General features: G+C 66.5%; 27 protein-coding genes. 15 read left to right on the plus strand and 12 right to left on the minus strand.

Annotated features, from left to right (window positions below):
* Nucleotides 1–24: 24 nt before the first annotated feature.
* Nucleotides 25–1,629, minus strand: coding sequence for a murein biosynthesis integral membrane protein MurJ (murJ, locus tag A7X97_RS12305; protein ID WP_088496456.1), 1,605 nt, complete (start codon nt 1,627–1,629; stop codon nt 25–27).
* 117 nt (nt 1,630–1,746) lie between these two features.
* On the opposite strand from murJ, the gene rpsT reads away from it, so the two are divergent.
* Nucleotides 1,747–2,016, plus strand: coding sequence for a 30S ribosomal protein S20 (gene rpsT / locus A7X97_RS12310; RefSeq protein ID WP_005408560.1), 270 nt, complete (start codon nt 1,747–1,749; stop codon nt 2,014–2,016).
* A 214-nt stretch (nt 2,017–2,230) separates the two neighbouring features.
* On the opposite strand, the gene cgtA is transcribed toward rpsT, so the two are convergent.
* From cgtA to rplU, 3 genes are all read right to left on the minus strand, one after another.
* A complete protein-coding gene (cgtA, locus tag A7X97_RS12315; RefSeq protein ID WP_065196548.1) occupies nt 2,231–3,283 on the minus strand; it encodes an Obg family GTPase CgtA in 1,053 nt (350 codons plus the stop codon).
* 177 nt (nt 3,284–3,460) lie between these two features.
* Nucleotides 3,461–3,724, minus strand: coding sequence for a 50S ribosomal protein L27 (rpmA, locus tag A7X97_RS12320; RefSeq protein ID WP_005415704.1), 264 nt, complete (start codon nt 3,722–3,724; stop codon nt 3,461–3,463).
* An 18-nt stretch (nt 3,725–3,742) separates the two neighbouring features.
* Nucleotides 3,743–4,051: a 50S ribosomal protein L21 gene (rplU, locus tag A7X97_RS12325; protein WP_005408557.1), complete on the minus strand. Its 309-nt coding sequence runs from the start codon at nt 4,049–4,051 to the stop codon at nt 3,743–3,745.
* 339 nt (nt 4,052–4,390) lie between these two features.
* Between rplU and uvrA the strand changes: the two genes are divergently transcribed.
* From uvrA to A7X97_RS12340, 3 genes are all read left to right on the plus strand, one after another.
* Nucleotides 4,391–7,384: an excinuclease ABC subunit UvrA gene (uvrA, locus tag A7X97_RS12330; RefSeq protein WP_061480766.1), complete on the plus strand. Its 2,994-nt coding sequence runs from the start codon at nt 4,391–4,393 to the stop codon at nt 7,382–7,384.
* Nucleotides 7,384–7,791: an acyl-CoA thioesterase gene (locus tag A7X97_RS12335; RefSeq protein WP_061480767.1), complete on the plus strand. Its 408-nt coding sequence runs from the start codon at nt 7,384–7,386 to the stop codon at nt 7,789–7,791. Before uvrA ends, A7X97_RS12335 begins: the two co-directional genes overlap by 1 nt.
* A gap of 90 nt (nt 7,792–7,881) precedes the next feature.
* On the plus strand, nt 7,882–8,607 hold the full coding sequence (locus A7X97_RS12340; protein ID WP_088496139.1) for an enolase: 726 nt from the start codon (nt 7,882–7,884) through the stop codon (nt 8,605–8,607).
* 72 nt (nt 8,608–8,679) lie between these two features.
* Here the strand turns inward: A7X97_RS12340 and A7X97_RS12345 are convergent, their stop codons facing one another.
* The gene (locus tag A7X97_RS12345) at nt 8,680–9,126 is read right to left on the minus strand and encodes a copper chaperone PCu(A)C (protein ID WP_072166920.1); all 447 of its coding nucleotides are present in this window, start codon (nt 9,124–9,126) and stop codon (nt 8,680–8,682) included.
* A gap of 34 nt (nt 9,127–9,160) precedes the next feature.
* On the opposite strand from A7X97_RS12345, the gene A7X97_RS12350 reads away from it, so the two are divergent.
* From A7X97_RS12350 to A7X97_RS12365, 4 genes are all read left to right on the plus strand, one after another.
* Nucleotides 9,161–9,937: an enoyl-CoA hydratase/isomerase family protein gene (locus A7X97_RS12350; RefSeq protein ID WP_088496140.1), complete on the plus strand. Its 777-nt coding sequence runs from the start codon at nt 9,161–9,163 to the stop codon at nt 9,935–9,937.
* Nucleotides 9,938–10,064: 127 nt separating this feature from the next.
* Nucleotides 10,065–10,985, plus strand: a complete 921-nt coding sequence (tesB, locus tag A7X97_RS12355) for an acyl-CoA thioesterase II (protein ID WP_005408551.1) — start codon at nt 10,065–10,067, stop codon at nt 10,983–10,985.
* Nucleotides 10,986–10,989: 4 nt separating this feature from the next.
* Nucleotides 10,990–11,484, plus strand: a complete 495-nt coding sequence (locus A7X97_RS12360; RefSeq protein WP_088496141.1) for a pathogenicity-like protein — start codon at nt 10,990–10,992, stop codon at nt 11,482–11,484.
* Between the two features lie 182 nt (nt 11,485–11,666).
* The gene (locus A7X97_RS12365) at nt 11,667–12,884 is read left to right on the plus strand and encodes an RNA polymerase sigma factor (RefSeq protein ID WP_088496142.1); all 1,218 of its coding nucleotides are present in this window, start codon (nt 11,667–11,669) and stop codon (nt 12,882–12,884) included.
* A 51-nt stretch (nt 12,885–12,935) separates the two neighbouring features.
* Here A7X97_RS12365 and A7X97_RS12370 read toward each other — a convergent pair whose 3' ends face one another.
* Entirely contained in the window at nt 12,936–13,496 is a 561-nt protein-coding gene (locus A7X97_RS12370; RefSeq protein WP_061480377.1) for an EF-hand domain-containing protein, read from the minus strand.
* A 156-nt stretch (nt 13,497–13,652) separates the two neighbouring features.
* Between A7X97_RS12370 and A7X97_RS12375 the strand changes: the two genes are divergently transcribed.
* Both A7X97_RS12375 and A7X97_RS12380 read left to right on the plus strand, forming a co-directional pair.
* On the plus strand, nt 13,653–14,408 hold the full coding sequence (locus tag A7X97_RS12375) for an arginyltransferase (protein WP_061480378.1): 756 nt from the start codon (nt 13,653–13,655) through the stop codon (nt 14,406–14,408).
* A gap of 37 nt (nt 14,409–14,445) precedes the next feature.
* Entirely contained in the window at nt 14,446–15,654 is a 1,209-nt protein-coding gene (locus A7X97_RS12380) for an endonuclease/exonuclease/phosphatase family protein (protein ID WP_088496143.1), read from the plus strand.
* A 68-nt stretch (nt 15,655–15,722) separates the two neighbouring features.
* On the opposite strand, the gene A7X97_RS12385 is transcribed toward A7X97_RS12380, so the two are convergent.
* Nucleotides 15,723–16,133, minus strand: a complete 411-nt coding sequence (locus tag A7X97_RS12385) for an immunity protein YezG family protein (RefSeq protein ID WP_172412095.1) — start codon at nt 16,131–16,133, stop codon at nt 15,723–15,725.
* Between the two features lie 376 nt (nt 16,134–16,509).
* Nucleotides 16,510–17,697 carry a formate-dependent phosphoribosylglycinamide formyltransferase gene (gene purT / locus A7X97_RS12390; protein ID WP_088496145.1) on the minus strand — a complete coding sequence of 396 codons (1,188 nt, stop codon included), beginning with the start codon at nt 17,695–17,697 and terminating at the stop codon, nt 16,510–16,512.
* A gap of 137 nt (nt 17,698–17,834) precedes the next feature.
* Here purT and A7X97_RS12395 point away from each other — a divergent pair, with 137 nt between their 5' ends.
* Genes A7X97_RS12395 through A7X97_RS12415 form a run of 5 tightly spaced genes read left to right on the plus strand, consistent with a single transcriptional unit; the run spans nt 17,835 to nt 20,533 of the window.
* The gene (locus A7X97_RS12395; RefSeq protein ID WP_088496146.1) at nt 17,835–18,716 is read left to right on the plus strand and encodes an SPFH domain-containing protein; all 882 of its coding nucleotides are present in this window, start codon (nt 17,835–17,837) and stop codon (nt 18,714–18,716) included.
* A 45-nt stretch (nt 18,717–18,761) separates the two neighbouring features.
* Entirely contained in the window at nt 18,762–18,941 is a 180-nt protein-coding gene (locus A7X97_RS12400; protein ID WP_005415691.1) for a type II toxin-antitoxin system antitoxin, read from the plus strand.
* Complete coding sequence (locus A7X97_RS12405; RefSeq protein WP_005415690.1) at nt 18,938–19,117, plus strand: DUF4177 domain-containing protein; 180 nt, start codon at nt 18,938–18,940, stop codon at nt 19,115–19,117. The genes A7X97_RS12400 and A7X97_RS12405 overlap by 4 nt, the downstream gene beginning before the upstream one ends.
* 3 nt (nt 19,118–19,120) lie before the next feature.
* Nucleotides 19,121–19,714, plus strand: coding sequence for a PH domain-containing protein (locus A7X97_RS12410; protein ID WP_072166927.1), 594 nt, complete (start codon nt 19,121–19,123; stop codon nt 19,712–19,714).
* Nucleotides 19,715–19,723: 9 nt separating this feature from the next.
* Nucleotides 19,724–20,533: a M15 family metallopeptidase gene (locus A7X97_RS12415; protein WP_072166928.1), complete on the plus strand. Its 810-nt coding sequence runs from the start codon at nt 19,724–19,726 to the stop codon at nt 20,531–20,533.
* 409 nt (nt 20,534–20,942) lie between these two features.
* On the opposite strand, the gene A7X97_RS12420 is transcribed toward A7X97_RS12415, so the two are convergent.
* From A7X97_RS12420 to A7X97_RS12435, 4 genes are all read right to left on the minus strand, one after another.
* Complete coding sequence (locus A7X97_RS12420; protein WP_061480384.1) at nt 20,943–21,314, minus strand: DUF423 domain-containing protein; 372 nt, start codon at nt 21,312–21,314, stop codon at nt 20,943–20,945.
* 104 nt (nt 21,315–21,418) lie between these two features.
* Nucleotides 21,419–22,492 (minus strand): polyketide cyclase, encoded by a 1,074-nt coding sequence (locus A7X97_RS12425; RefSeq protein ID WP_111007994.1) that lies wholly within the window; start codon nt 22,490–22,492, stop codon nt 21,419–21,421.
* 235 nt (nt 22,493–22,727) lie between these two features.
* Nucleotides 22,728–23,369 carry a response regulator gene (locus tag A7X97_RS12430; RefSeq protein WP_006424175.1) on the minus strand — a complete coding sequence of 214 codons (642 nt, stop codon included), beginning with the start codon at nt 23,367–23,369 and terminating at the stop codon, nt 22,728–22,730.
* Nucleotides 23,369–24,565, minus strand: a complete 1,197-nt coding sequence (locus A7X97_RS12435) for a sensor histidine kinase (protein ID WP_072166929.1) — start codon at nt 24,563–24,565, stop codon at nt 23,369–23,371. The genes A7X97_RS12430 and A7X97_RS12435 overlap by 1 nt, the downstream gene beginning before the upstream one ends.
* Nucleotides 24,566–24,658 lie beyond the last annotated feature (93 nt).

Here is a 24,658-nt window from a genome sequence, read left to right on the forward strand (position 1 = left end):
AAGTATAGCCGCCACGGGCCGCGATCAATGCCCGCGCAGGTCGCGCGGGCGGAAGCCCATCGCCAGCATGGCCACCGCATAGGTCGCGCCGCCGCCGCCGACCAGCAACGCCAGGGCACCGATCCGCTCCCACACACGCATCGCGGAGAAGCCCGGCAGCCAGTGCAGCAGCGCCAACAGCACGCCAACCATGGCCGCGCAGGCCAGCACCAGGCGCAGCAGATAGCCGCCCCAACCCGGCCGGCGCTGGTAGACATCGGTCTTGCCCAGCCAGTACCACAGCAGGCCCAGGTTCAGGTAACTGGACAGCGCGCTGGCGATGCCCAGTGCCAGGTGCAGGCCCGGCTGCTTGCCGATGGCCGCCATCACGCCCTGCGCCTTCAGCGCGTCGGGCACCATCACCTGGTACAGCACGGCCAGCAGGGCGAAGTTGAACACCATGTTGGCCACCAGCGCCGCCACCCCGGCGCGCACCGGGGTCTTGGTGTCCTGGCGGGCGTAGAAGGCCGGCAGCACCACCTTCAGCAGGGCGAATGCCGGCAGGCCGAAGCTCAGGCCGTACACCGACAGCGCGGTCATGCGGGTGTCGAAGGCGCTGAACTGGCCGTGCTGGAAGATGGTCGCGATCAGCGGCTCGGCCAGCAGCAGCAGGCCCAGCATGGCCGGCACCGAGATCAGCAGGGTCATGCGCAGGCCCCAGTCCAGCGAACGCGAGAAGCCCTCGCGGTCGGTGCTGACATGGTGGCGGGCCAGCGCCGGCAGGATCACCGTGCCCAGGGCCACGCCGAACACGCCCAGCGGCAGCTCCAGGAAGCGGTCGGCCAGCGACAGCCAGGACTGCGAGCCGTCGGTCAGCTTGGCCGCGATCACCGTATCCAGCAGCAGGTTGATCTGCGCCACCGAGGAACCAAACAGGGTCGGCACCATCAGCGTCATGACCTTGCGCACGCCCGGGTGGCGCCAGCCCCAGCGCGGCAGGGTCAGCAGGTTGATGCCCTTCAGCGAGGGCAGCTGGAACAGCAACTGCAGGATGCCGGCGGCCAGCACTGCCCAGCCCAGCGCAAGGATCTGCTTTTCCGGCGTGCCGCCCAGCCGCGGTGCCAGCCACAGCGCGCCGGCGATCATGCACAGGTTGAGAATGACCGGGGTCAGCGCCGGCATGGCAAAGCGCTGGAAGCTGTTCAGCGCACCACCGGCCAGTGCGGTCAGCGAGACGAACAGCAGGAACGGGAAGGTCAGGCGGAACAGGTCGACCAGCAGGCCCTGCTTGACCGGGTCGGTATCAACGCCGCTGGAGAAGACCGAGGCCAGCTGCGGCGCGAAGATCAGCGCCAGTGCGGTGACCAGCATCAGCACCCCGCCCAGGGTACCGGCGGTGCGGGACATCAGTTCGCGCAGCTCGGCGTGGCTGCGGGTTTCCTTCACTTCCGTGAACACCGGCACGAAAGCGGTGGCAAAAGACCCTTCGGCGAACAACCGGCGCAGGAAATTGGGTACCCTGAAGGCGACCCAGAAAGCATCAGTGATGGCGTTGGTGCCGAACGTGGTGGTCACCACGAAGTCCCGGACAAGTCCGAGAACGCGCGAGACCATGGTCATGCTGCTGAACGACAGCAGGCCCCGCAACAACTTGGGTGAACTCACTCAGCGTCCCTCTTGACAATCGACTTGACGTGCATTTCTTACGCCATCATACTAGCTAGCTTGCTGTTCCCATAACACCGATTTTTTCAGGAAACCACCACCGTGGCCAATATCAAGTCCGCCAAGAAGCGCGCCAAGCAGACCGTCGTGCGCAACGCGCGCAACGTGGCTCAGCGCTCGATGCTGCGCACCGCTGTCAAGAAAGTGATCAAGGCGCTGGACGCCAACGATGCCGCCGGCGCCGAAGCCGCCTTCGCCGTTGCCCAGCCGATCCTGGATCGCTTCAGCGCGCGTGGCCTGATCCACAAGAACAAGGCTGCTCGCCACAAGAGCCGCCTGAACGACCGCATCAAGGCCCTCAAGGCCGCCTGATCCGGCGTTGCCGCCCTACCCTTCGGGGTTGGGCTGCAGACAAAAGCCCGGCCCCGGCCGGGTTTTTTGTTGCCAGCGATCCACGGGGTCCGCGCGATCCGGCAGTGCCGGCCGCTGGCCGGCAACCCCGAGGAATGCCGGCCAGCGGTCGGCACTACCGGGGAACAAAAAAACCCGGCCGAAGCCGGGTTTTTCGCATGGAACCACAACAGCATTACTGCGCGTCGCGGGCTTCCTGCTCTTCTTCCTTCTGGCGATCGAAGAAGGCCATGATCCGGCTCATGATCGGGAAGGTGCCTTCGCGCCCCAGTGCGGAGACCAGGAACCACGGCTCCTTCCAGCCCAGCTCGGCAACGATCTGCTCGGCCGCGGCCTGCGCCTCGTCTTCGAACATCAGGTCGGCCTTGTTCAGCACCAGCCAGCGCGGCTTTTTCAGCAGTTCCGGGTCGTGCTTCTCCAGCTCGCGCTCGATCGCACGCACCTGCTCCACCGGCGAGATGCCGTCCACGCCACCTTCCATCGGCGAGATGTCCACCAGGTGCAGCAGCAGGCGGGTGCGCTGCAGATGGCGCAGGAACTGCGCGCCCAGGCCGGCGCCATCGGCCGCGCCTTCGATCAGGCCCGGAATGTCGGCGATCACGAAGCTGCGGTGGTTCTCCACCTTCACCACGCCCAGGTTCGGGTACAGCGTGGTGAACGGGTAATCAGCCACCTTTGGCGTCGCCGCCGAAACGGCGCGGATCAGGGTGCTCTTGCCGGCGTTGGGGAAGCCCAGCAGGCCGACATCGGCCAGCAGCTTCAGCTCCAGCTTCAGCGTGCGCTCCTCGCCCGGCTCGCCCGGCAACGCCTGGCGCGGCGAGCGGTTGGTCGAGCTCTTGAAGTGCATGTTGCCCAGGCCGCCACGACCGCCCTTGGCCACCAGCAGGCGATCGCCGTGCTGGGTCAGGTCGCCGATGACTTCATCGGTGGCGACGTTGATCACCACGGTGCCGACCGGCACGGTGATGGTCAGATCTTCGCCCCCCTTGCCATAGGCCTGGCGGCCCATGCCGTTCTCGCCGCGCTGCGCCTTGAAGATGCGCTCATGGCGGAAGTCCACCAGGGTGTTCAGGTTTTCGTCGGCGCGGATGTACACGCTGCCGCCCGCACCGCCGTCGCCGCCGTCCGGGCCGCCGAGCGGAATGAACTTCTCGCGACGGAAGCCAATGCAGCCGTTGCCGCCGTTGCCGGCGAACACTTCGATTTCTGCTTCGTCTACCAGTTTCATTGTTTCGATGCCTGCGATGGGCGCGGCCTGCTGGCCGCCACCTTGAATGTCATGCCGGCCGTGGGCCGGCAACCCGGCCCAGCCGGTCTTGCTTCAACTCTAACGAAAAGCCCCGCCGAAGCGGGGCTCTTCATGCAGCACTCCCATGCCGGGGCACGGGTGCCGGCGATGCCTGGATCAGGCGTCGGCCGAGACGATGCTGACGGTGCGACGCTTCTTGGCGCCCTTGACCGAGAACTCCACCTTGCCGTCCACGAGGGCGAACAGGGTGTGGTCACGGCCCAGGCCAACGCCCGAACCCGGGTGGAACTGGGTGCCGCGCTGACGCACGATGATGTTGCCGGCTTCGATGGCCTGGCCGCCGAAGATCTTGACGCCCAGGTACTTCGGGTTGGAGTCGCGACCGTTGCGCGAGGAGCCTACGCCCTTTTTATGTGCCATGACTGCTTCTCCTGATGCTTAGCCGGCGATGCCGGTGATCTCGATTTCGGTGTAGTACTGACGGTGACCCTGACGCTTCATGTGGTGCTTGCGGCGACGGAACTTGATGATCCGGACCTTGTCAGCACGACCCTGGGACAGGACCTTGGCGGTGACGGCAGCGCCCTTCAGCGCATCGCCCAGCTTCACGCCGTCGCTGTCACCCAGCATCAGGATGTTGTCAAACTTGATCTCGCTGCCGACTTCGACTTCGAGCTTTTCAATGCGGAGCTTTTCGCCCTGCGCCACGCGGTATTGCTTACCGCCGGTGACCAGTACTGCGTACATGACCAGGCCTTCCTCTGTAGTTATTGTGGTCTGAGCTGCCGCCATCGAGGGCGGACAGGAGCGGGATTGTACGCAGATCATCGGGCGCGGGTCAAGTCAACCCCTGGAGGGCCTGGAGGCCGGGCCCTGCCGGGCCGCGCCATGCCCGGCTGAACGGTCCGGGGTCCAGGCAGCCGAGCATGGCTCGGCTCTACACAAAGCTGTCGGCCCGTCTCACAAGGTGAGACACCGGGCTGGCATTGTCGCCCATTGCCCCCATCTGGTCACCTCGGTAGGCTGACCGATTGCCGTTCCCTGCTGGCCCGGCACCCAGCCAACGCCCCCACAACCGGATCCCCCATGGCGATGGATTTCATCCGCATCCGCGGCGCGCGGACGCACAACCTGAAGAACCTCGACCTCGACCTGCCCCGCGACAAGCTGATCGTGATCACCGGCCTGTCCGGCTCGGGCAAGTCCTCGCTGGCGTTCGACACCATCTATGCAGAAGGTCAGCGCCGCTATGTCGAGTCGTTGTCGGCCTATGCGCGCCAGTTCCTGAGCGTGATGGAGAAGCCGGACCTGGACCACATCGAGGGCCTGTCCCCGGCGATCTCGATCGAGCAGAAGTCGACCTCGCACAACCCGCGTTCGACGGTCGGCACGATCACCGAGATCTACGACTACCTGCGCCTGCTGTACGCCCGCGTCGGCACCCCGCGCTGCCCGGACCACGGCTACCCGCTGGAAGCGCAGACGGTCAGCCAGATGGTCGACCAGGTGCTGACCCTGGACCCGGAACAGCGCTACATGCTGCTGGCCCCGGTCATCCGCGACCGCAAGGGCGAGCACGCGCAGGTATTCGACCAGCTGCGTGCGCAGGGCTTCGTGCGCGTGCGCGTGGACGGCGAGCTGCATGAGATCGACGCGGTGCCGCCACTGGCGCTGCGCCAGAAGCACACCATCGAGGCGGTGATCGACCGCTTCCGCCCGCGCGAGGACATCAAGCAGCGCCTGGCCGAGAGCTTCGAGACCGCGCTGAAGCTGGGCGACGGCATGGCGTCGGTGCAGAGCCTGGACAACACGGAAACCGCGCCGACCCTGTTCTCCTCCAAATACTCCTGCCCGGTCTGCGATTACTCGCTGCCGGAACTGGAGCCGCGCCTGTTCTCGTTCAACGCACCGATGGGCGCCTGCCCCGGCTGCGATGGCCTGGGCATGGCCGAGTTCTTCGATCCTTCGCGCGTGGTGGTGCACCCCGAGCTGTCGCTGGCCGCCGGTGCGGTGCGCGGCTGGGACCGCCGCAATGCCTACTACTTCCAGCTGATCGCTTCGCTGGCCAAGCACTACCGGTTCGATGTCGACGCGGCCTGGAACTCGCTGCCGGACAAGGTGCAGCAGGCCGTGCTGTACGGCAGCGGCGACGAAGCGATCACCTTCACCTACTTCACCGAAGCCGGTGGCCGCACCCAGCGCAAGCATCGCTTCGAGGGCATCATTCCCAACCTCGAGCGCCGCTACAAGGAAACCGAATCGCCGGCGGTGCGCGAAGAGCTGTCCAAGTACATCAGCGAACAACCCTGCCCGGAATGCCATGGCGCGCGCCTGAACAAGGCTGCACGCAATGTGTTCGTGGCCGACCGCCCGCTGCCGGAGCTGGTGGTGCTGCCGATCGACGAGGCGCTGAAGTTCTTCAGCGAGCTGAGCCTGCCGGGCTGGCGCGGCGAGATCGCCGCGAAGATCGTCAAGGAAATCGGCGAACGCCTCGGCTTCCTGGTCGACGTGGGCCTGGATTACCTGACCCTCGAGCGCAAGGCCGACACCCTGTCCGGTGGCGAGGCGCAGCGCATCCGCCTGGCCAGCCAGATCGGCGCCGGCCTGGTCGGCGTGATGTACGTGCTCGACGAACCATCGATCGGCCTGCACCAGCGCGACAACGAACGCCTGCTCGGCACCCTCACCCGCCTGCGCGACCTCGGCAACACGGTGATCGTGGTCGAGCATGACGAGGACGCGATCCGCCTGGCCGACTACGTGCTGGACATCGGCCCGGGCGCGGGCGTGCATGGCGGCGAGATCGTCGGCCAGGGCACCCTGCAGGACATCCTGGAGGCACCGCGCTCGCTGACCGGCCAGTACCTGTCGGGCAAGCGCGCGATCGAGATCCCGGCGCGCCGGCACAAGCCGAACCCGAAGATGACCCTGCACCTGCGCGGGGCCAGCGGCAACAACCTCAAGGGCGTGGACCTGGCGATTCCGTCGGGCCTGCTGACCTGCGTGACCGGTGTGTCCGGCTCCGGCAAGTCGACCCTGATCAACGACACCCTGTTCTCGCTGGCCGCCAACGAGATCAACGGCGCCTCGCACCCGATCGCCCCGTACAAGGAGATCGATGGCCTGGACCTGTTCGACAAGGTGGTGGACATCGACCAGTCGCCGATCGGCCGCACCCCGCGTTCGAACCCGGCCACCTACACCGGCCTGTTCACTCCCCTGCGCGAACTGTTCGCACAGGTGCCCGAAGCGCGTGCACGCGGCTACTCGCCGGGCCGCTTCAGCTTCAACGTGCGTGGTGGCCGCTGCGAGGCCTGCCAGGGCGATGGCCTGATCAAGGTCGAGATGCACTTCCTGCCGGACGTGTATGTGCCGTGCGATGTCTGCCACGGCAAGCGCTACAACCGCGAGACGCTGGAGATCCTGTACAAGGGTTTCAACATCAACGACGTGCTGGAAATGACCGTCGAGGATGCGCTGAAGCTGTTCGAGCCGGTGCCGTCGATTGCACGCAAGCTGGAAACGCTGGTCGACGTCGGCCTGAGCTACATCAAGCTGGGCCAGAGCGCGACCACGCTGTCCGGTGGCGAAGCGCAGCGCGTGAAGCTGTCCAAGGAACTGTCGCGCCGTGATACCGGCCGCACCCTGTACATCCTCGACGAGCCGACCACCGGCCTGCACTTCCACGACATCGAAGCGCTGCTGGGCGTGCTGCACAAGCTGCGCGACGAAGGCAACACGGTGGTGGTGATCGAGCACAACCTGGACGTGATCAAGACCGCCGACTGGATCGTCGATCTGGGTCCGGAGGGTGGCCACCGCGGCGGCACCATCCTGGTCACCGGCACGCCGGAAGACGTGGCGGCCTGCCCGCAGTCGTATACCGGCCAGTTCCTGGCCCGCATGCTGCCCTCCACCAGCGCGCGCCCCGAGCAGCCGGCCGCCGTGGCCAACAAGCCCGACGCCCGCCCGCCGCGCAAGGTGAAGCCCGAGAAGCCGGCCAAGGTGGCGAAGAAGGCCGTGGCCGCCAAGAGCACCGGCAAGGCCAGCAAGAGCACGTCGAAGAAGAAGGACGCCTGATGAGCAGCGAACACAAGATCCTGGCCCGCATCCCGATCAGCGTGCGCTGGCGTGACATGGACAGCATGGGCCACGTCAACAACGCCAAGTACATTTCCTACCTGGAAGAAGCGCGCGTGCGCTGGATGCTGGGCGTGGACGGCGTGTCGATGACCGACCGCATCGCCCCGGTCGTGGCCGCGACCAACGTCAATTACCGGCTGCCGATCGTGTGGCCCAACGACATCGTGGTCGAATTGTTCGTCGAGCGCCTGGGCAACAGCAGCGTGACCATCGGCCACCGCATCGTCGACCAGCAGGACGCGTCGAAGCTGTATTCCGACGGCAACGTGGTGGTGGTCTGGATGGATACGCAGACCGGCAGGAGCGCGCCGCTGCCTGAGGCGATCCGCAGCGCTTCCACCTGAAGGTAGTGCCGGCCGCTGGCCGGCAACCTCCAGACGCTTCGCGCATGCCGGCCAGCGGCCGGCACTACCGATCCAATTCAAAGGACTGAGATGATCCACCAGACTGAACTGAGCGACCTGCTGCCCGGCATGGTCCCCTTCCCCACCGACGTCTTCCCCGCCGACCAGGCCTGGCTCGGCCAGCACCTGCTGCCGCTGCTGAAGATCGACCTCGGTGTGCTGCGCCCGGAACTGGCCGGCCAGGTGGCGACGATGCTGTGCCCGATCGAGCCGTACGACGGCTGCATCGGCGAAACCACCGAAGAACACCACAACGATTTCACCGGCACCAACTGGATCGCCTTCGAGCTGACCACCGGCAACCAGATGCGCTTCCTCGGCAACGAGGGCTATTTCATCGGCGACGCAGTACAGGACAAGGACGCGCAGGAACACATTGCGCAGATGCGCGACAGCTACGCCAAGGCCCGCCACTACCACGCCACGCATGGCCGCCTCGCCTGCTACTCGCGCTACGGCAAGGGTGAAGCCAGCGAGCGCGATTATCTGGATACGCTGGGGGGACAGATTTCCTGTGGCAACTGGATTGAAACGGCCGATATTCCGGCCGCCTTCACCCTGGAATTCACCGACGCCGCCAACGACCGGCATGCTCCAGATGATGCCGAACTGGCGATCATCCGCCGCGATGGCCACAAGTTCTTCGCCGTCGCCGAAGTCGCCGGCTACAACTGGTGCGCCACCGGCGCCGACGCGATCGTGATGCTGTATGAGCCGGTGAGCCGCACGGTGCTGTTCTCGTACGACTGGTCGTAAGACCCTGCGGTAGCGCCGGCCGCTGGCCGGCATTTCCTGTGCTGCCGGCCAGCGGCCGGCACTACCCGACCGTCATTTCGCGGCCTTGCGCACGGTCAACGCCGCACTCGCTTCGCCGCCGCCTTCCAGCTGCAGCCGCAGCGGTACCGCCAGCCCCTCCTTCAGCGCCCCCCGGCCCTGCATCAGCATCAGGTGCATGCCACCGGGCTTGAGTTCGGCACGCGCGCCGGCTGCCAGCGGCAGGCGCTCGATCGCGCGCATCCGGCTGACCCCATCGACGATCGTGGTCTCGTGCAGCGACACGTCGCCGAAACTACTGCTGGTCGCACCGGTGATCACCACTGCCCTGCTGCAGCCGTTGTGGATCACGCCATAGCCGGCAGTCATGGGCATCGCCGGATTCGGTGGCAACCGCGCCCAACCCTGCTCCATCGTGACGCAGCGTGATTCCGCAGCCGAAGCCGATGCTGCGGCCGCACACAGCACCCACAGTACGCCAACGAATGGTTTGGTTATCATCGCCCAGGTTCCTTCTTCGCAACGAGTCCGCAGCATGACGACGCTCATCGAGGTGATCAACCACGGCCCCATCCGCGAACTGCGCCTGGCGCGGCCGCCGGTCAATGCACTGGACACCGATCTGTGCCGGCAGTTGATCCATGCCATCGAACTGGCCATGGCCGAAGACGCGCACGGCATCGTGCTGTCGGGCAGCGAGCGCATCTTCACCGGTGGAATGGACGTGCCGCACCTGCTCTCGCATGGCGATGACAAGCACAAGCTGCTGGACACCTGGAACGCTTTCTTTGGCGCCGTGCGCACACTGGCCGAGAGCCGCATCCCGGTGGTCGCGGCGATCACCGGCCACGCCCCGGCCGGCGGCTGCGTGCTGGCCCTGTGCTGCGACTACCGGGTAATGGCGCGCAGCGCCGATCCGTCGCGGCCGTATGCCATCGGCCTGAACGAGGTGCAGGTGGGCCTGATCGCGCCGGAGGGCATCCAGCGCCTGCTGCGCCGTGCGGTAGGCGTGCACCGCGCCGGCGTGCTGCTGACCACCGGTTCGCTGGTACCGGCCGAACAGGCGCTGCAGATCGGCCTGGTCGACGAGCTGGCTGAGGGCGACCTGGTGGTGGCCCGCGCCGTGGCCTGGCTGCAGAACCTGCTGAAGCAGCCTCGGCAGCCGATGCTGCTGACCCGCGCCATCGCTCGCGCCGACCTGCACGAAGCGCTGCACCCGGACCTGATCCAGCTCGACCGCTTCGTCGACGCCTGGTTCGCCCCGGACGCACAGAACGCCCTGCAGGCCCTGGTGGCGCGCCTGGGCAAATAGACGGTAGTGCCGACCGCTGGCCGGCAACCGCAAGCGCCCCAGGAGGATCATGAGGTTGCCGGCCAGCGGCCGGCACTACCGATGATGGGCTGGCCCGCACCGGTATAATCGGGGCCTCTTCACTGCTGTGGCCGCCCCCTTGAACGACACGCCCGAACCCGTCGTCTCCGAGCTGATCGACCTGCTCACGCTGGAGCGGCTGGAGGACAACCTGTTCCGCGGGCAGAGCCGCGACATCGGCACCAAGTACGTGTTCGGTGGGCAGGTGCTGGGCCAGGCACTGGCTGCGGCGCAGGCCACGGTCGACAATGGCCGTCACGTGCACTCGCTGCACGCCTACTTCCTGCGCGCCGGCAACATCGACCACCCGATCGTCTACGACGTGGACCGCACCCGCGATGGCGGCAGCTTCTCGGTGCGACGGGTCACCGCGATCCAGCACGGCAAGGTGATCTTCTTCTGCGCGGCCTCGTTCCAGCAGGCCGAGACCGGCGCCGAGCACCAGCACAAGATGCCCGAGGTGCCGCAGCCGGAAGACATCGAACCGAATCGCCCGCTGCCGGCCGAGGTGCTGGAGCGACTGCCGATCAAGGTGCAGCGCTGGCTGTCGCGTGGCGGCCCGTTCGAGTTCCGCCACGTCTACCCGCGCGACGAACTGAACCCGCCCAAGCGCCCGCCCTACCACCAGGTGTGGCTGCGCCTGAGCGAGCCGGTCGGCGATGCACCGGAGCTGCACCAGGCGCTGCTGGCCTATGCCTCCGACTTCCACCTGCTGGGCACGGCAACCTTCCCGCACGGCATCAGCTACTACCACCCGCACGTGCAGATGGCCTCGCTCGACCACGCAATCTGGTTCCACCGCCCGTTCCGCGCCGACGACTGGCTGCTGTATTCGCTGGACAGCCCCAGCGCGCAGGATTCGCGCGGCCTGGCCCGCGGCCAGTTCTTCACCCGCAACGGCGTGCTGGTGGCCAGCACCGCGCAGGAAGGCCTGATCCGCGTCGTTCCCGACCAGGCCGCGGCCGCTGCCGTGCCGGCCAAGGAGTAAACCCATGCGCCAGATCTTCAGCAGCCAGCGCGTGGAAACCGTCGAAGGCGTGGCCGAGCTCCTGCGCGGGCATGGCATCGAGGTCAAGGTGACCAACGGGCGCTCCTACAAGACCCGCCGCCGCGGCCAGTTCAGCTATACCGACCTGGGCAACGCCAGTGCCTATCCGGCGGTGTGGATCGTGCGCGCCGACGATCAGCCGCGCGCGCGCGAAATCCTGCGCGAGGCGCGCCTGCTCGATACCACCCGCCGCGACCACCCCACGGCCGAGTTCGCCTTCCGCGACGCGCCTGGAACGGGCAGCGGCGGCCGCAGCTGGGCCTGGCGCATCCGCATCGCCCTGCTGGTGGTGATTGCTGGCGTGGCGTTGGTCATCGGCCTGCGCCATCGTGGTGCCCCGGCACCTGCCCCGCAGGCCCAGCCGCAGCAGGCGCAACCGGCCCCGCAGGCCGCCCCGGAAGAGGACGAAGTCCGGGTCCGCATCCAGCCCTCGAAGTGATTCGCGGGTGAAAAAGGGGACGGAGGGGATTAAGTCGTTTGTGGCACAAACGACTTAATCCCCTCCGTCCCCTTTTTGTCATGAGGATGCCGGCCAGCGGCCGGCACTACCGCACAGAATGGTGGTCACACTTCGCGCGCGGCTCCGTCATGGGACACAATCCCCGCAGGAGAGCCGCCGCCATGACGACGTTCGCCGCATCGATCGACCAGACCCTGGAACGCGAACTGCCCGCCGCCGCCAGCGGTTGCCAGCACGCCTACGGCCGCATCGTGCTGGCCTGCCAGAACACGGTCACCGCCATCGCGCTGGCCATCACCCGGGACCGCCAGGCCAGCGAGGACATCGCCCAGGAGGCCTTTGTGAAGGGCTGGCAGCAGCTGCACCAGCTACGCAGCGCGACCAGCTTCCTGCCTTGGCTGCGGCAGATCACCCGCAACCTGGCCCGCGACTGGCTGCGCGCCCAGCGTGGCCGTCCACTGACCGGCGAGGCGGCCGAGGTGGCGATGGGGATGGCCGCAGATCCGTCCCCGGGCGCAGCCGATCGCCTGCAGCGGGTGGAGGAAGAAATCGCCGCCGAGGACATCATCTCCACCCTGCCCGCCGACAGCCGCGAAGTCCTGTTGCTGTACTACCGCGAAGGCCAGCGCTCGCAGCAGGTGGCCGACCTGCTCGGGCTCAGCGACGCGGCGGTGCGCAAGCGCCTGTCGCGCGCCCGCGCGCTGGTGCGCGACGGCCTGCTGCAGCGCTTCGGTGAATTCGCCCGCAGCAGCGCACCGAGCGCCGCCTTCGCCACCGCCGTGGTGTCAATGATGCTGGTGGCCGCGCCCGGCACCGCCAGCGCCGCGATCGTGCTCGGCACCGGCGTCGGCATCGGTGGCAGCAAGCTCGGCCTGGGCGGCGCCAGCGTAGCCGGTGGTACCGCAATGGGCACCCTGACCGCCACGCTCGGCCAACTGCATGTGCTGCCAGTGGCAAGCTGGGGGGCGATCCTCGCCGGTGTCGCCGGCGGCGCGATCGGCAGCTACCTCGGTGCACGCTTCCTGATGTCCTATACCGAGACCGAACGCGAACGCGCGCAGGTTCGGCACTTTGTCCGCCTCAACACCGGTACTGGCCTGGTCTGGTGCCTGGCGATGCTGCTGGCGGCACTGTTGCAGGCTCCGATCTGGAGCCAGATGCTGCTGCTGGCATTGGGCCTGGGTGTGGTCAACTACCAGTGCCTGGTGCCGCTGCAACGGGTGATGGCGCCGATGATCGCGCGCGATTCGGCGCGGCGTGGGCGCCGCGGAACCAACTGGAAATTCGAATCCATGTACGGTCGCACCGGCATCATCGGGGCGAACCTGCTGGTGATCGCCCTGGTGGTGTATGTGCTGATGCGCAACGGCCACCTGTAACCGACAACGCCGGCACTGCGCCGGCGTTGTCTCCGATCACCGCATTGACACTCAGCGCTGCGGCTTCGGTGCGCCGCCATCGCGTGGACCGCCCTGGCGCGGGCCGCCGTGCATCGGGCCCTTGGCTGCGTCGAACTCGGCCTTGCTCAGCTGGCCGTCCTTGTTGGTGTCGGCGGCAGCGAACCAGGCATCACGATGCTGCTTCATGCGCAGCTCGCGGTCGGCCTTGTCCAGGTAACCGTCCTTGTTGAGGTCGAGCCGGTCGAAGCGCGCAGCCAGGCGCGGATCGGCCTTGGCCTCGTCGCGGCTGATGCGGCCGTCCTTGTTGACGTCCAGCCTGGCCCAGCGCTCACCGCCGTGGCCACGGCGGCCATGCTGCCAGCGCGGCAGCTCATCGCGCGAGAGCTTGCCGTCCTTGTTCTTGTCCAGCTCGTCGAACTTCGCGGCCAGGCGCGGATTGGCAGCCGCCTCGCTGCGGTCGATCACGCCGTCGCCATTGGTGTCCAGCTTGGCCGGGCGCTGCGCGGGCATGGCCGGGGTGTCGGCGGCCAGCGCGATTCCGGAAGCGGAGGTGCCCAGCAGCAGGGCCAGCAGCAGGGGGGTACGGATCATGAGGTCACTCCTGGGGATGGGAACAGCGTCGGGGTGATCACTTCACCCTCGGGGGACAACAACGCCCGGGCGCGACGTCGGTTGACGCCACTGCCGATTCCATTCATCCGCCGGACAGTCGCCGCCTCTGCGACAGGCTGGGGCTATGCTGTGCCCATGGCGATACATGGCGACAGAGACGACGAACTGCGGCTTTTCCAGACCGGCGAGCACCCCTGCGGGTACTGGTCCGACCGGGTGGCGCGCGACCTGGTGCTGGACCCGCACGATCGCCGGCTGGGTGGCCTGTACCCGCTGGCACTGAGCTGGGGCTTCCGCCGCAGCGGCGACCTGGTCTACCGGCCGCACTGCGCGCACTGCCAGGCCTGCGTGGCGGTCCGGATCCCGGTGGCACGCTTCGCCCCGGACCGCAGCCAGCGCCGCTGTGCCGCCCGCAATGACGACCTGGAGGTGCGGATCACTGCCGCCACCGCCCGCGACGACCTGTTCGCGCTGTATCACCGCTACCTCACCCACCGCCACGCCAATGGCGGCATGGACGACCACGGCCCGCACGAGTTCGAGCAGTTCCTGATCGGCAGCTGGTCGCACACCCGCTTCATGGAGATGCGCCTGCCCGGCCACGACGGCCAGCCCAGCCAGCTGCTGGGGGTGGCGGTGACCGACGTCACCGAGCATGGCCTGTCGGCGGTCTATACGTTCTTCGACCCGGACCACGCCGCGCGCGGGCTGGGTACCTTCGCGATCCTGCAGCAGATCGAGTGGGCGCGCCGCGAGGGGCTGCCGCACGTGTACCTGGGCTACTGGATCCGCGGGCACCAGAAGATGGACTACAAGCGCCGCTTCCATCCCCTTGAGGCCTACGACGGCCGCCGCTGGCACGATTTCGACAACGAACTGGACGGGCGCTGACAAACCGCTGACACCGGGCCGGGTGCAGAATAGGGGGATGAACGCCAAACCCCTGATCCTCGCCATGGCCCTGCTCTGCGGCGCCACCGCCCCCGCCTTTGCCACGTCCCCCGCGATGACTGAGAAGCCGTCCACTGCGCTGCGCCTGGCCACCTACAACACGTCGCTGTACTCCGATGATGCCGGTGGCCTGATCAAGGAACTGGAGGGCGACAGCGAGCACGCACGCAAGATCGCCGCCGTGCTGCAGCAGGTGCGCCCGGACCTGGTGCTGCTGAACGAATTTGATTTCGACGATGCCCATCGCGCCGCCGACCTGTTCCAGAAGCGCTACCTGGAAGTCGCCCAGCCCGGCGGCGGCAAGCCGCTGCACTTTGCCTACCGCTACCTGGCGCCGGTCAACACCGGTGTGCCCAGCGGCCTGGACCTGGACAACAACGGCGTGGTCGGCGGCGAAGGCCGCGGCCGTGGCAATGACGCGTGGGGCTACGGCCTGCACCCGGGCCAGTACGGCATGCTGGTGCTGTCGCGCTACCCGATCGATGAAACCAAGGTGCGCAGCTTCCAGCTGCTGAAGTGGAGTGCGATGCCCGGTGCCATCCGCCCGGTCGATCCGCGTACCGGCCAGAGCTTCTACAACGACCACGTGTGGTCGCAGCTGCGCCTGTCCTCGAAGTCGCATTGGGACGTACCGGTGAAAACCCCGGGCGGCGTGGTCCACGCGCTGGTCTCGCATCCGACGCCGCCGGTGTTCGACGGCCCGGAAAAGCGCAACGCGGCACGTAACCACGACGAACTGCGCCTGTGGCAGGAATACCTGTCCAAGGGTGAGAAGCCCTGGCTGTGCGACGACAAGGGCCAGTGTGGCGGCCTGGCGCAGGACGCGCGCTTCGTGATCCTCGGCGATCTGAACAACGACCCGGTCGATGGCGATGGCCGCCACGAGGCGATCGTCGAGCTGATCGAGAACGCGCGCGTGCTGCGCTACCCCACCCCGCGCAGCGTCGGCGGTGAGCAGACCAGCCTGGCCTATGCGGCCAAGGGTATCGAACGCAAGGGCGCACCGTTCCACGCCACCGGCGATTTCGGCCCGAAGTCCGGCACCATGCGCCTGGACTACGTGCTGCCCTCGACCGGCTTCGAATACGTGGGCAGCGGTATCTTCTGGCCGGCCAATGAAAGCCCGGAAGCGAAGATCGCCGACGGCAGCGACCACCATCTGGTGTGGGTGGACGTGAAGCAGTAACCGGAATGGCCGATTGCTGAAGATGTTGTAGAGCCGAGCCCATGCTCGGCTACTGCAACCAACCAAGCTTAGTAGCTCTGCCAGTCAATCTGAGCGTCAGCCCCGAGATACCGGTCCTGCCAAGCCTGCTCCCGGCCCGGGGAATCGATGAACTCATCCTCGGAAAGCTGCTCATATCCGAGCTCGATCTCCATCTTGTTCTCTGGATCCAGATGAAACGTCAAACTCGTCCAGAGTGCATGGTGCCATTGCGCAAAGAGCTGATGCATCTCCAGAAGCGCTGCTTCAGCATCATCTGGAATTTCTAGATAGCCGTATGAGCCTGACGGCTTGCGGTAGAACGCCCAACCCGACCAGACATTCTTGATGATCTCGAAGTTCAGCCAGATCTCGCATTGGTCGGTAGGCACGGCATCAATCAGTGATTGGCCAATTCGGTGATACAAGGCAGGTAGCGCTGATGTAAGCCGCTCGTCCAAGCCTTCTCCTGAGATGTCTTTGGCATTCATCCGTCAGAAGATAAAACACGCAGGATTTTGACGCTCAACCAGATGTCGCTTTCAGCTCGCAATTGCGGCCTAGCGCTCTACGTCTTTGCAGCAAACCCTCTAACGGCAGCACCTGGCACTCAATAGCCCCAGCAGGCCGTCGCGCATGACTGAAGATGTGATCCATTGTCGGGCTGAAAGCGTCACATGGAAAAGCAGCCGAGCGTGGGCTCGGCTCTACAGAAGACTCACACAGTTCATGGCAAGCCGGCGGGTGCGGCCTGGCGCTACCGCACAGAAATCTGTACCGACCAACGGTCGGTACCTACCGGGATGCGGCCGCCGGGCATGGCCCGGCGCTATCGGTTTAGGGGCGCAGTTCGACGCCGATGGCGTCGGCGGCGTCACGCGCGATGGCGCGTGCTTCGTCGATGTTTTCCGCGCGCGCCAGGGTGACACCGACGCGGCGGTGGCCATGCACGCTCGGCTTGCCGAACAGGCGCACGGCGGTATCCGGTACCTGCAGCGCGGCGGCGACGTTGTTGAAGTACGGCACACCCTCGCCGTGTGCCAACAGCGCGCACGACGCCGACGGACCACTCTGGCGGATCACCGGAATCGGCAGGCCAAGGATGGCGCGCGCGTGCAGCGCGAACTCACTCAGCTCCTGCGATACCAGCGTCACCAGGCCGGTGTCGTGCGGGCGCGGCGACACTTCACTGAACCACACCTCATCACCCTTCACGAACAGCTCGACACCGAACAGGCCCCAGCCACCGAGGTCATCGGTGATCGCACGCGAGATCTCTTCGGCACGCGCCAGCGCCGCGCTCGACATCGGCTGCGGCTGCCAGCTTTCGCGGTAGTCGCCGTCCTTCTGCAGATGGCCGATCGGCGCGCAGAACGAGGTGCCACCGGCATGGCGCACGGTCAGCAGGGTGATCTCGTAATCGAAGTCGATGAAACCCTCGACGATGCAGCGGCCGGCACCGGCACGGCCACCGGTCTGTGCGTACTCCCAGGCCGGAGCGATGTCCGCTTCGCTGCGCAGGGTGCTCTGGCCCTTGCCCGAGGACGACATGACCGGCTTGACCACGCACGGCAGGCCGATGGCGGCCACGGCAGCGCGGTATTCGGCCTCGGTATCGACGAAGCGGTAGGGCGAGGTCGGCAGGCCCAGGGTTTCGGCGGCGAGGCGACGGATGCCTTCGCGATCCATGGTCAGGCGTGCGGCGCGCGCAGTCGGGATCACCCGCAGGCCCTGCTCCTGCTCCAGCTGGACCAGGGTCTCGGTATGGATGGCCTCGATCTCCGGCACCACCAGATGTGGCTGCTCCTGGGCGATCAGGGCGCGCAGCGCCATCGCATCGAGCATGTCGATCACGTGCGAGCGGTGGGCGACCTGCATGGCCGGGGCATCGGCGTAGCGGTCAGCGGCGATCACTTCCACGCCCAGCCGCTGCAGCTCGATGGCCACCTCCTTGCCGAGTTCGCCCGAGCCCAGCAGCAGCACGCGGGTGGCGGAGGGGGACAACGGAGTTCCAAGCTTGGCCATGGCGGTTCCAGCAGCGACGTGAAGGCGGGTGGGCATTCTAGCTGGCCGCGCACCCTGACCATGGCATCCGACGAACGGTAGTCGACAAGTGATATCAATTTGATATCTTCAATTCGAACCCTCAAGGACGTACCGCCATGAAAGAGAAGTCGCTTGCCTCCCTCAACGGCCTGGGCACCCTGGCCGGATCCCTGCTGGTCGCGCTGGCGGGTACCGCACTGTTCGTACTCGGGGCGACGACCAGGACCGGTTCCGGCTCACCGAACCTGCTGCTGATGCTGGCCGGCATGCTGGTGATCTTCGCTGCGGTCTTCATCCTGGCCGGCCTGTACACCATCCAGCCCAACCAGGCGGCGGTGCTGAGCCTGTTCGGCAAGTACGTCGGCACCGTCAAGGACAACGGCCTGCGCTGGAACAACCCCTTCTATGCCAAGCGCCGGGTCAGCCAGCGCGTGCGCAACTTCGAGAGCGGCAAGCTGAAGGTCAACGAGCTGGACGGCAGCCCGATCGAGATCGCCGCGGTCATCGTCTGGCAGGTGGTCGATGCCTCCGAGGCCGTCTACAACGTGGACGACTACGAAAGCTTCGTGCACATCCAGTCCGAATCGGCGTTGCGCGCGATGGCCACCAGCTATCCCTACGACCAGCACGAGGAGGGACAGCTGGCGCTGCGCAGCCATGCCAGCGATATCTCCCAGCACCTGAAGAACGAGCTGGCCGAACGCCTGGCCGACGCTGGCGTGCAGGTGATCGACGCACGCATCAGCCACCTCGCCTACGCCGCCGAAATCGCCCAGGCGATGCTGCAGCGGCAGCAGGCCAACGCAGTGATCGCTGCACGCACGCGCATCGTGGCCGGTGCGGTCGGCATGGTTGAAATGGCCCTGGCCGAACTGCAGAAGAACGGCGTGGTGCAGCTGGATGAGGAACGCAAGGCGCACATGGTCAGCAACCTGCTGACCGTGCTGTGCTCGGACCGCGGCACCCAGCCGATCGTCAACGCCGGTTCGCTGTACTGAACCACCCTCGCAACGGGGCGCCCCACCGCCCCGCCAGGAGCTTGCATGAGTGAGAAGAAAGCCTACCCGCTGCGCATCAATGCCGACGTCCTGGCCGCCGCGCAACGCTGGGCTGACGACGAGCTGCGCAGCCTCAACGCGCAGATCGAGTATGTGCTGCGCGACGCGCTGCGCAAGGCAGGCCGCCTGCCGAAACCCACGCCATCTTCAGAGGACAAGGAATGAGCAAGCGCTGGAGCTACCAGACGATCGAGGTCAAGACGTCCATGATGGGCCTGCTCAAGGCCGAGGACATCCAGAGCGAACTGAGCCGCCAAGGCCAACTGGGCTGGGAGCTGGTCAACATCATCATCCCCGCACCGATGCGCCCGGCGATGCTGGTGTTCAAGAAGGAGGCCTGAGCCATGGGCGCCAGCGATCCGAAACAGTACGAGGTGGCCGAGAGCTCGCCGTTGCGCGTGCTGTGGATCGTGCTGCCCCTGCTCGCCGCCTTCGTGGCCTGCTTGTATGCGCAGCTGTACAAGGCGCCGGCCAGTGCCCCCTGGATCGAAGTAACGCTGTCGCCGCCCTGGTTCCGGATGGGCGGCAGTGCCGCCTGGAGTCTGCTGGTGATCGCGGTACTCGGCATCGGGTTGGGCGCAGCATTCTTCCGTCGCCGGGTGGAACTGGCCGACAACGTGCTGGATGTGCGCTCGACGATGTACCGCCGCCGCGTTCCGGTGGCGCAGCTGCGGCTGGACCAGGCCGAGGTGGTCGACCTGCAGCGTGACCCCCGCTATGGCATCCGCTTCAAGACCAACGGCTACGCAATGCCGGGCTTCTATTCCGGCCACTTTCGCCTGCAGGGCGGCGCCAAGGGCTTCGCGCTGGTCACCAACCGCGCGCGCGTCCTCGCCCTGCCGGTCCGCGATGGCAGCACCCTGCTGCTCAGTCTCGATCGGCCACAGGCGCTGCTGGAAGCACTGCGCAAGGTGGCCGTGCCGGGCCCGCGGCAGTAAGCTGCGGCGATGCAACGACGCCTGCCCCTGCTGATCAATACCGAAGCCATCGAACTGTGGCCCGCAGACCTGCTGCGTGCGCGCAGCAATCTCGACGCGCGCCTGCTGTCACGAGCGAACTGGGTGCTGCGGCGCAAATGCGATGGCCGTTACCTGGCGGCGGTGGTGGAACACGGCGTGCACGCCATGGTGCCGCGCCTGGCGCGCGAGCCCGGGGCCGAGGAAGCACTGGCCTTGCTGGATGCAGCCGCGGCCCGGCCATTCGGTGCAAATCTGGAAGCGCAGTGGCTGCCCCTCGCCGGCCTGCAGCAGCGCCTGCAGCAGCTCGGCCTGGATGCCCAGCGCTATGCCGACGACAGCGGCCTGCCGCTGGAACCCGAACCGTGCCTGCTGCACTTCGCTGGGCGCGACCGCTTCGCCCGCCCGCTGTGGCTGCGCCGCGGCGCTGCACAGGGCTGGCGGCGGATGCGCCTGCATGCAGCGCGCGATGGCATCGCACTGGATGCAATCTCCGGCTTCCGCAGCCATGCCTACCAGCTGGGCATCTTCGAACGGAAACGGGCGCGCGGGCTGAGCGTGACGGAGATCCTGAAGGTGAATGCCGCGCCGGGGTTCAGTGAACACCATAGCGGCCATGCGCTGGACATCGGCACGCCGGGCGACGCCCCGGCCGAGGAATCGTTCGACGCTACCGATGCGTTCGCCTGGCTACAGGTGCATGCCGGCGCGCATGGCTTCCAGCTGAGCTACCCGCGCGACAACCCGCACGGCATCGTCTACGAACCCTGGCACTGGTGCTGGAGACCGGCCAACGGCTGAGCCCCTCGTGGCGACCGCAAGGCGAAATTCATGGAGCTGTCCGGGCGGATTCCGCGCGCGCCCACCACGAGATGGAACAAGAAGGCAAAGACAGAAGCCGGTCGCTTCGCTCGAAGCCTCTACAACGGATCAGCGCGCGGCTGTTGGGTCCGCCTTCAAGCGAGCCGAGCACCGCAGGCCCGGCGAGGGCGAATAGGTGCGTGCGATTCTGTAGAGCCGAGCCACGCTCGGCTGCTCTCCGCACCGTCCCTCGACGGGCCGAGGAGCGCAGGGGACCGGTGCGCAGCACCGGCTCGCGGCCGGCGGCGCGTTTCTTTTGGTTACTTTTCTTTTCGCGCGAAAAGAAAAGTAACGCCCATGAACCATCACGATCGCATCGGCATGGATCGGAGCGACAGCCCTGCGAACGTCACCGCCTCAACGCATTGATCGCCAGCAACACCCATCCGGCCATCATGCTGGTGCCACCGATCGGCGCCATCCGCGTCGGCCACTGCCACAACGCCCCACCCATCAGGCTGCCGGAAAACAGCAGGACACCCAGCAGCAGCACGTACAGCGCCAGGTGTGCGATCGCGCCCTGCGCGCGCGGCCCAAGCGCCACCAGCACCGCGCCATGCGCGAACGCATACAGCGCCGCCATGTTCAGATGCTGCTGCGCCAACGGGTCGGCCACGCCATGCGATGCATAGGCAGACAGGCCGATCGAGGCGGCAGCCAACAGCGCCCCCAGGCAGGCCAGCAGGGAAGGCTTACGTGCGCGACGTTCCAGATTGAACATGAGGGCTCCTTGCGCAGCGCCCCTTGACGGGCGCCGGATGAAAAAAAACGCGCCGCAATGAGCGGCGCGTTTTCGTGTCCAACACTACATGGGTCAGCCGGGGATTACTTGACGGCCCAGTAGATGTCGTAGGTACCTTCCGGGGTGAACGACTTGTCGATGCCGTCCTTCCAGGTTTCGTACGGACGGTCGATGACTTCGTTGCCCGAGGTCACGGCCCAGGCACGCAGGCCGTTGCGCGCCACGTCCAGACCCGCCATGTGGCCGGTGTAGGCCGCATGCGCCGAACGGTGCGGAGCAACGTGCACGTACTTGACCGGAGCGCCACCGTCGATCTTGACGGTCAGCTCGTCGGCAGCAGCACCTTCAGCACCCTTCTTCTTCACCGGCTGGGCGATGTCGAAAGCGTACTTCTCCTGGCCGAAGTCGGTGGTGATGATGCGGAACGGACCGGCAGCTTCAAGGCCATTGGCCTCCATCACGCGCTTGATCCACTCCTGGTTGTCCTTGATGGACTTGGTGATGGTGTCCTGACCGCGGTCCACGTTGCCGGCGTTGACCACCAGCAGGTTCTCGGCCGGCACTTCAACGATGGCCAGGTCGGTCAGCGGGGCTTCCGGCGTGCGGTAGTCCACGTTCGGCACGGTTGCGAGCATGTTGGCCATGCGCGACAGACCCATCTTGATGTCATCGCCGATCTGGCGGCTGACATACAGGCCGGAGTAACGGCCGAACAGGTCGAAGCCGTACTTCACCGAGTAGTCCTGGGTGATCTTGACGTTGCGACCGCCCTTGCCGGTCGGCTCCAGGTTGAAGGTGGTGACCTTGTCGTGACCCTTGGTGGCGTCCTCGATGGCGATCACAACACGCTTGTTCTCTTCGGCTTCGGTGATCTTCCAGGAACCGGTACCCAGGTCCTTGGAGGTGAAGTCGAGGGTGGCACCGACACCCGAGGCCGGGCCGGACAGCTTCAGGTCAACGGCGGGATCGCGCAGTACCAGCGGGTTCCAGTCCTTGAAGCGGCGCAGGCTGCTGACCGTGTCGTACACGATCGTCATCTTGCGGTTGGTCTCGATGCTTTCGGTGATGTGACGCTCGCCCGGCAGACATACGCCAATGATGACGAACAGGCCAGCCACGATCCCCAAGGCGATCAGGAACTCGATAATACGGGTCATTCAGAGAGTCTCCGGGGCCGATCCCACGGCCGGGTTGATTGAAGCGAAGCGCCAATCCTAGCAGGCTTCGCGGGCATTGTTTATCGGGATTGGCGCACCGGTTTCCCTGCCGGCTGCGTATTTGTATGGACAAAGGATTCGAAGGGTAACGCATACCGCTACCCGGCAAGTAGGGGGCAACCCTGGCGGAAACCCCGGACTACGACCCAAGTCTTTGTACTTGAAAGATTTTTTCTCAGACCAGCTGGAGTTCGAACGCCTTCAATACGGCACGCGTACGGTCGCGCACACCCAGCTTGGAAAGGATGTTGGACACGTGGTTCTTGATGGTGCCCTCGGCGACGCCCAGCGAATTGGCGATCTCCTTGTTGGAGAAGCCACTGGCCATCAGCCGCAGGATCTCGGTCTCGCGGTCGGTCAGCGGGTCCGGGCGGTCCAGGCTGACGAATTCATTGCGCATGTGCTCCAGGCCGGACAGCAGGCGCTGGGTTACCGCCGGCTGCACCAGCGATCCCCCGTCGGCCACGGTGCGGATGGCACCGACCAGCTGTGCCAGGGTGACGTCCTTGAGCAGGTAGCCCTTGGCACCGGCCTTGAGCCCGGCCAGCACCAGCTGGTCGTCGTCGAAGGTGGTGAGGATGATGGTCGGCGGCAGCTGTTCCTGCCGCGACAGCACCTGCAGGGCCTCCAGCCCCGACATCACCGGCATGCGCATGTCCATCAGCACCACGTCGGGGCGTACCTGGGGGATCAGCTCGACCGCCTGCCGGCCGTCGCCGGCCTCGGCCACCACCTCGATGCCGTCGTCGAGCGCCAGCAGGGAGCGGATTCCCTGCCGCACCAGGGTTTGGTCGTCGACCAGGCAGACGCGAATCATCAACGCACTCCTTCAGGAACCTTGGTAAGGGCCGCCACCAGCACCGTTGCCGGCACCGTCGCCCGCAGCCGGAAACCCTCACCGGGGCGGGTTTCGATCTGCAGCTGGCCACCACATTGTTGCAGGCGCTCGCGCATGCCGCGCAAGCCATTGCCCACATTGACCATATCCGCGCCGACGCCGTCGTCGCGGGCCTCGACCACCACCCGATCGGGGGCTTCACGGTACACCTTGATCCACAGGTGGCGGGCGCTGGCATGGCGCACCGCGTTGGTGATGATCTCCTGGGTGCAGCGCAGCAGTACGTGGGCCCGCTGCGGGTCCTCCACGTTCAGCGGATCCTCGATCTCCAGCTGGATGTCCAGCGAGGGCACGTTCTCGGTCAGCGGGCGCAGCGCGGCGGCCAGATCAATCGCGCCGGTCTCGCGCAGCTGGCTCACCACCTCGCGCACATTGCCCAGCAGCAGCTTGGCCAGCGCGTGCGAGCGCTTCACGTGGTCGAGGGCCTGGCCCTCGGCCAGGTGCCCGGCGACCTCCAGGTTCAGGGTCAGCGCGGTCAGCTGGTGGCCCAGCAGGTCATGCAGTTCGCGCGAAATGCGGGTGCGCTCGTTGACCCGCGCGCTCTCGGCCAGCAGGGCGCGGGTGGCGCGCAGTTCCGAATTGAGCCGGCGCTGCTCGTCGCGGGCCTCGGTCTGCTGCCGCGCGACCAGGCTGGTCACGAAGATGAACATGGAGAAGCCGCCATACAGCAGCGACTGCATCACCGCTTCGAACAGCGGGAAGCGCAGCAGCAGGTAATAGACCGGAGCCACGGCCAGCTGGCTGACCAGCAGCCACAGCACGCCCAGCCGTACCGACAGCATCCACGGAATGACCCCGGCGGCCACCATCATCAGGATGCTGCCCAGGCCCGACCCGCTGAGGAAGCTGACCCCCAGCGCCGAGACCGTCAGCAACAGCAGCAGGCCGCGGTCCAGCCAGCTGGTGTGGCTGTCGCTGCGCAGGATGCGGGTCAGCCAGTAGTAGGCCGTGCCGAAGGACAGGTAGGCGACGAACAGCAGGATCGCCCAGCCGCCCATGTCAGCGCGGCTGTGCAGGTTCTCGAACTGCGAGTACGCCAGCGGCAGGCCGACCATGACCCAGGTGAACAGGCCGGCCAGGCGGAGGACGCGGGTATGGCTGAGGACTCCCAACATGCCAGCACTCTACGGGCCCGGCCTGCGTCGCGCACTCCCACGGAAGTCATGCCCCTGCGGTCGCCTGTTCATGCCGCAGCCCACCCCGGGCAT

The sequence above is a fragment of the Stenotrophomonas sepilia genome (assembly GCF_003244875.1).
Classification (GTDB): Bacteria; Pseudomonadota; Gammaproteobacteria; order Xanthomonadales; family Xanthomonadaceae; genus Stenotrophomonas; species Stenotrophomonas sepilia.

Coding starts and splice junctions, on each gene's coding strand:
- A7X97_RS12375 (WP_061480378.1), top strand. CDS start 13,653: ATGGCGATACATGGCGACAGAGACGACGAACTGCGGCTTTTCCAGACC.
- A7X97_RS12370 (WP_061480377.1), bottom strand. CDS start 13,496: ATGATCCGTACCCCCCTGCTGCTGGCCCTGCTGCTGGGCACCTCCGCT.
- A7X97_RS12410 (WP_072166927.1), top strand. CDS start 19,121: ATGGGCGCCAGCGATCCGAAACAGTACGAGGTGGCCGAGAGCTCGCCG.
- A7X97_RS12400 (WP_005415691.1), top strand. CDS start 18,762: ATGAGTGAGAAGAAAGCCTACCCGCTGCGCATCAATGCCGACGTCCTG.
- A7X97_RS12395 (WP_088496146.1), top strand. CDS start 17,835: ATGAAAGAGAAGTCGCTTGCCTCCCTCAACGGCCTGGGCACCCTGGCC.
- A7X97_RS12380 (WP_088496143.1), top strand. CDS start 14,446: ATGAACGCCAAACCCCTGATCCTCGCCATGGCCCTGCTCTGCGGCGCC.
- A7X97_RS12425 (WP_111007994.1), bottom strand. CDS start 22,492: ATGACCCGTATTATCGAGTTCCTGATCGCCTTGGGGATCGTGGCTGGC.
- uvrA (WP_061480766.1), top strand. CDS start 4,391: ATGGCGATGGATTTCATCCGCATCCGCGGCGCGCGGACGCACAACCTG.
- rpmA (WP_005415704.1), bottom strand. CDS start 3,724: ATGGCACATAAAAAGGGCGTAGGCTCCTCGCGCAACGGTCGCGACTCC.
- A7X97_RS12405 (WP_005415690.1), top strand. CDS start 18,938: ATGAGCAAGCGCTGGAGCTACCAGACGATCGAGGTCAAGACGTCCATG.
- A7X97_RS12365 (WP_088496142.1), top strand. CDS start 11,667: ATGACGACGTTCGCCGCATCGATCGACCAGACCCTGGAACGCGAACTG.
- purT (WP_088496145.1), bottom strand. CDS start 17,697: ATGGCCAAGCTTGGAACTCCGTTGTCCCCCTCCGCCACCCGCGTGCTG.
- A7X97_RS12435 (WP_072166929.1), bottom strand. CDS start 24,565: ATGTTGGGAGTCCTCAGCCATACCCGCGTCCTCCGCCTGGCCGGCCTG.
- A7X97_RS12360 (WP_088496141.1), top strand. CDS start 10,990: ATGCGCCAGATCTTCAGCAGCCAGCGCGTGGAAACCGTCGAAGGCGTG.
- A7X97_RS12345 (WP_072166920.1), bottom strand. CDS start 9,126: ATGATAACCAAACCATTCGTTGGCGTACTGTGGGTGCTGTGTGCGGCC.
- A7X97_RS12335 (WP_061480767.1), top strand. CDS start 7,384: ATGAGCAGCGAACACAAGATCCTGGCCCGCATCCCGATCAGCGTGCGC.
- A7X97_RS12420 (WP_061480384.1), bottom strand. CDS start 21,314: ATGTTCAATCTGGAACGTCGCGCACGTAAGCCTTCCCTGCTGGCCTGC.
- A7X97_RS12340 (WP_088496139.1), top strand. CDS start 7,882: ATGATCCACCAGACTGAACTGAGCGACCTGCTGCCCGGCATGGTCCCC.
- A7X97_RS12415 (WP_072166928.1), top strand. CDS start 19,724: ATGCAACGACGCCTGCCCCTGCTGATCAATACCGAAGCCATCGAACTG.
- cgtA (WP_065196548.1), bottom strand. CDS start 3,283: ATGAAACTGGTAGACGAAGCAGAAATCGAAGTGTTCGCCGGCAACGGC.
- A7X97_RS12430 (WP_006424175.1), bottom strand. CDS start 23,369: ATGATTCGCGTCTGCCTGGTCGACGACCAAACCCTGGTGCGGCAGGGA.
- rplU (WP_005408557.1), bottom strand. CDS start 4,051: ATGTACGCAGTACTGGTCACCGGCGGTAAGCAATACCGCGTGGCGCAG.
- A7X97_RS12350 (WP_088496140.1), top strand. CDS start 9,161: ATGACGACGCTCATCGAGGTGATCAACCACGGCCCCATCCGCGAACTG.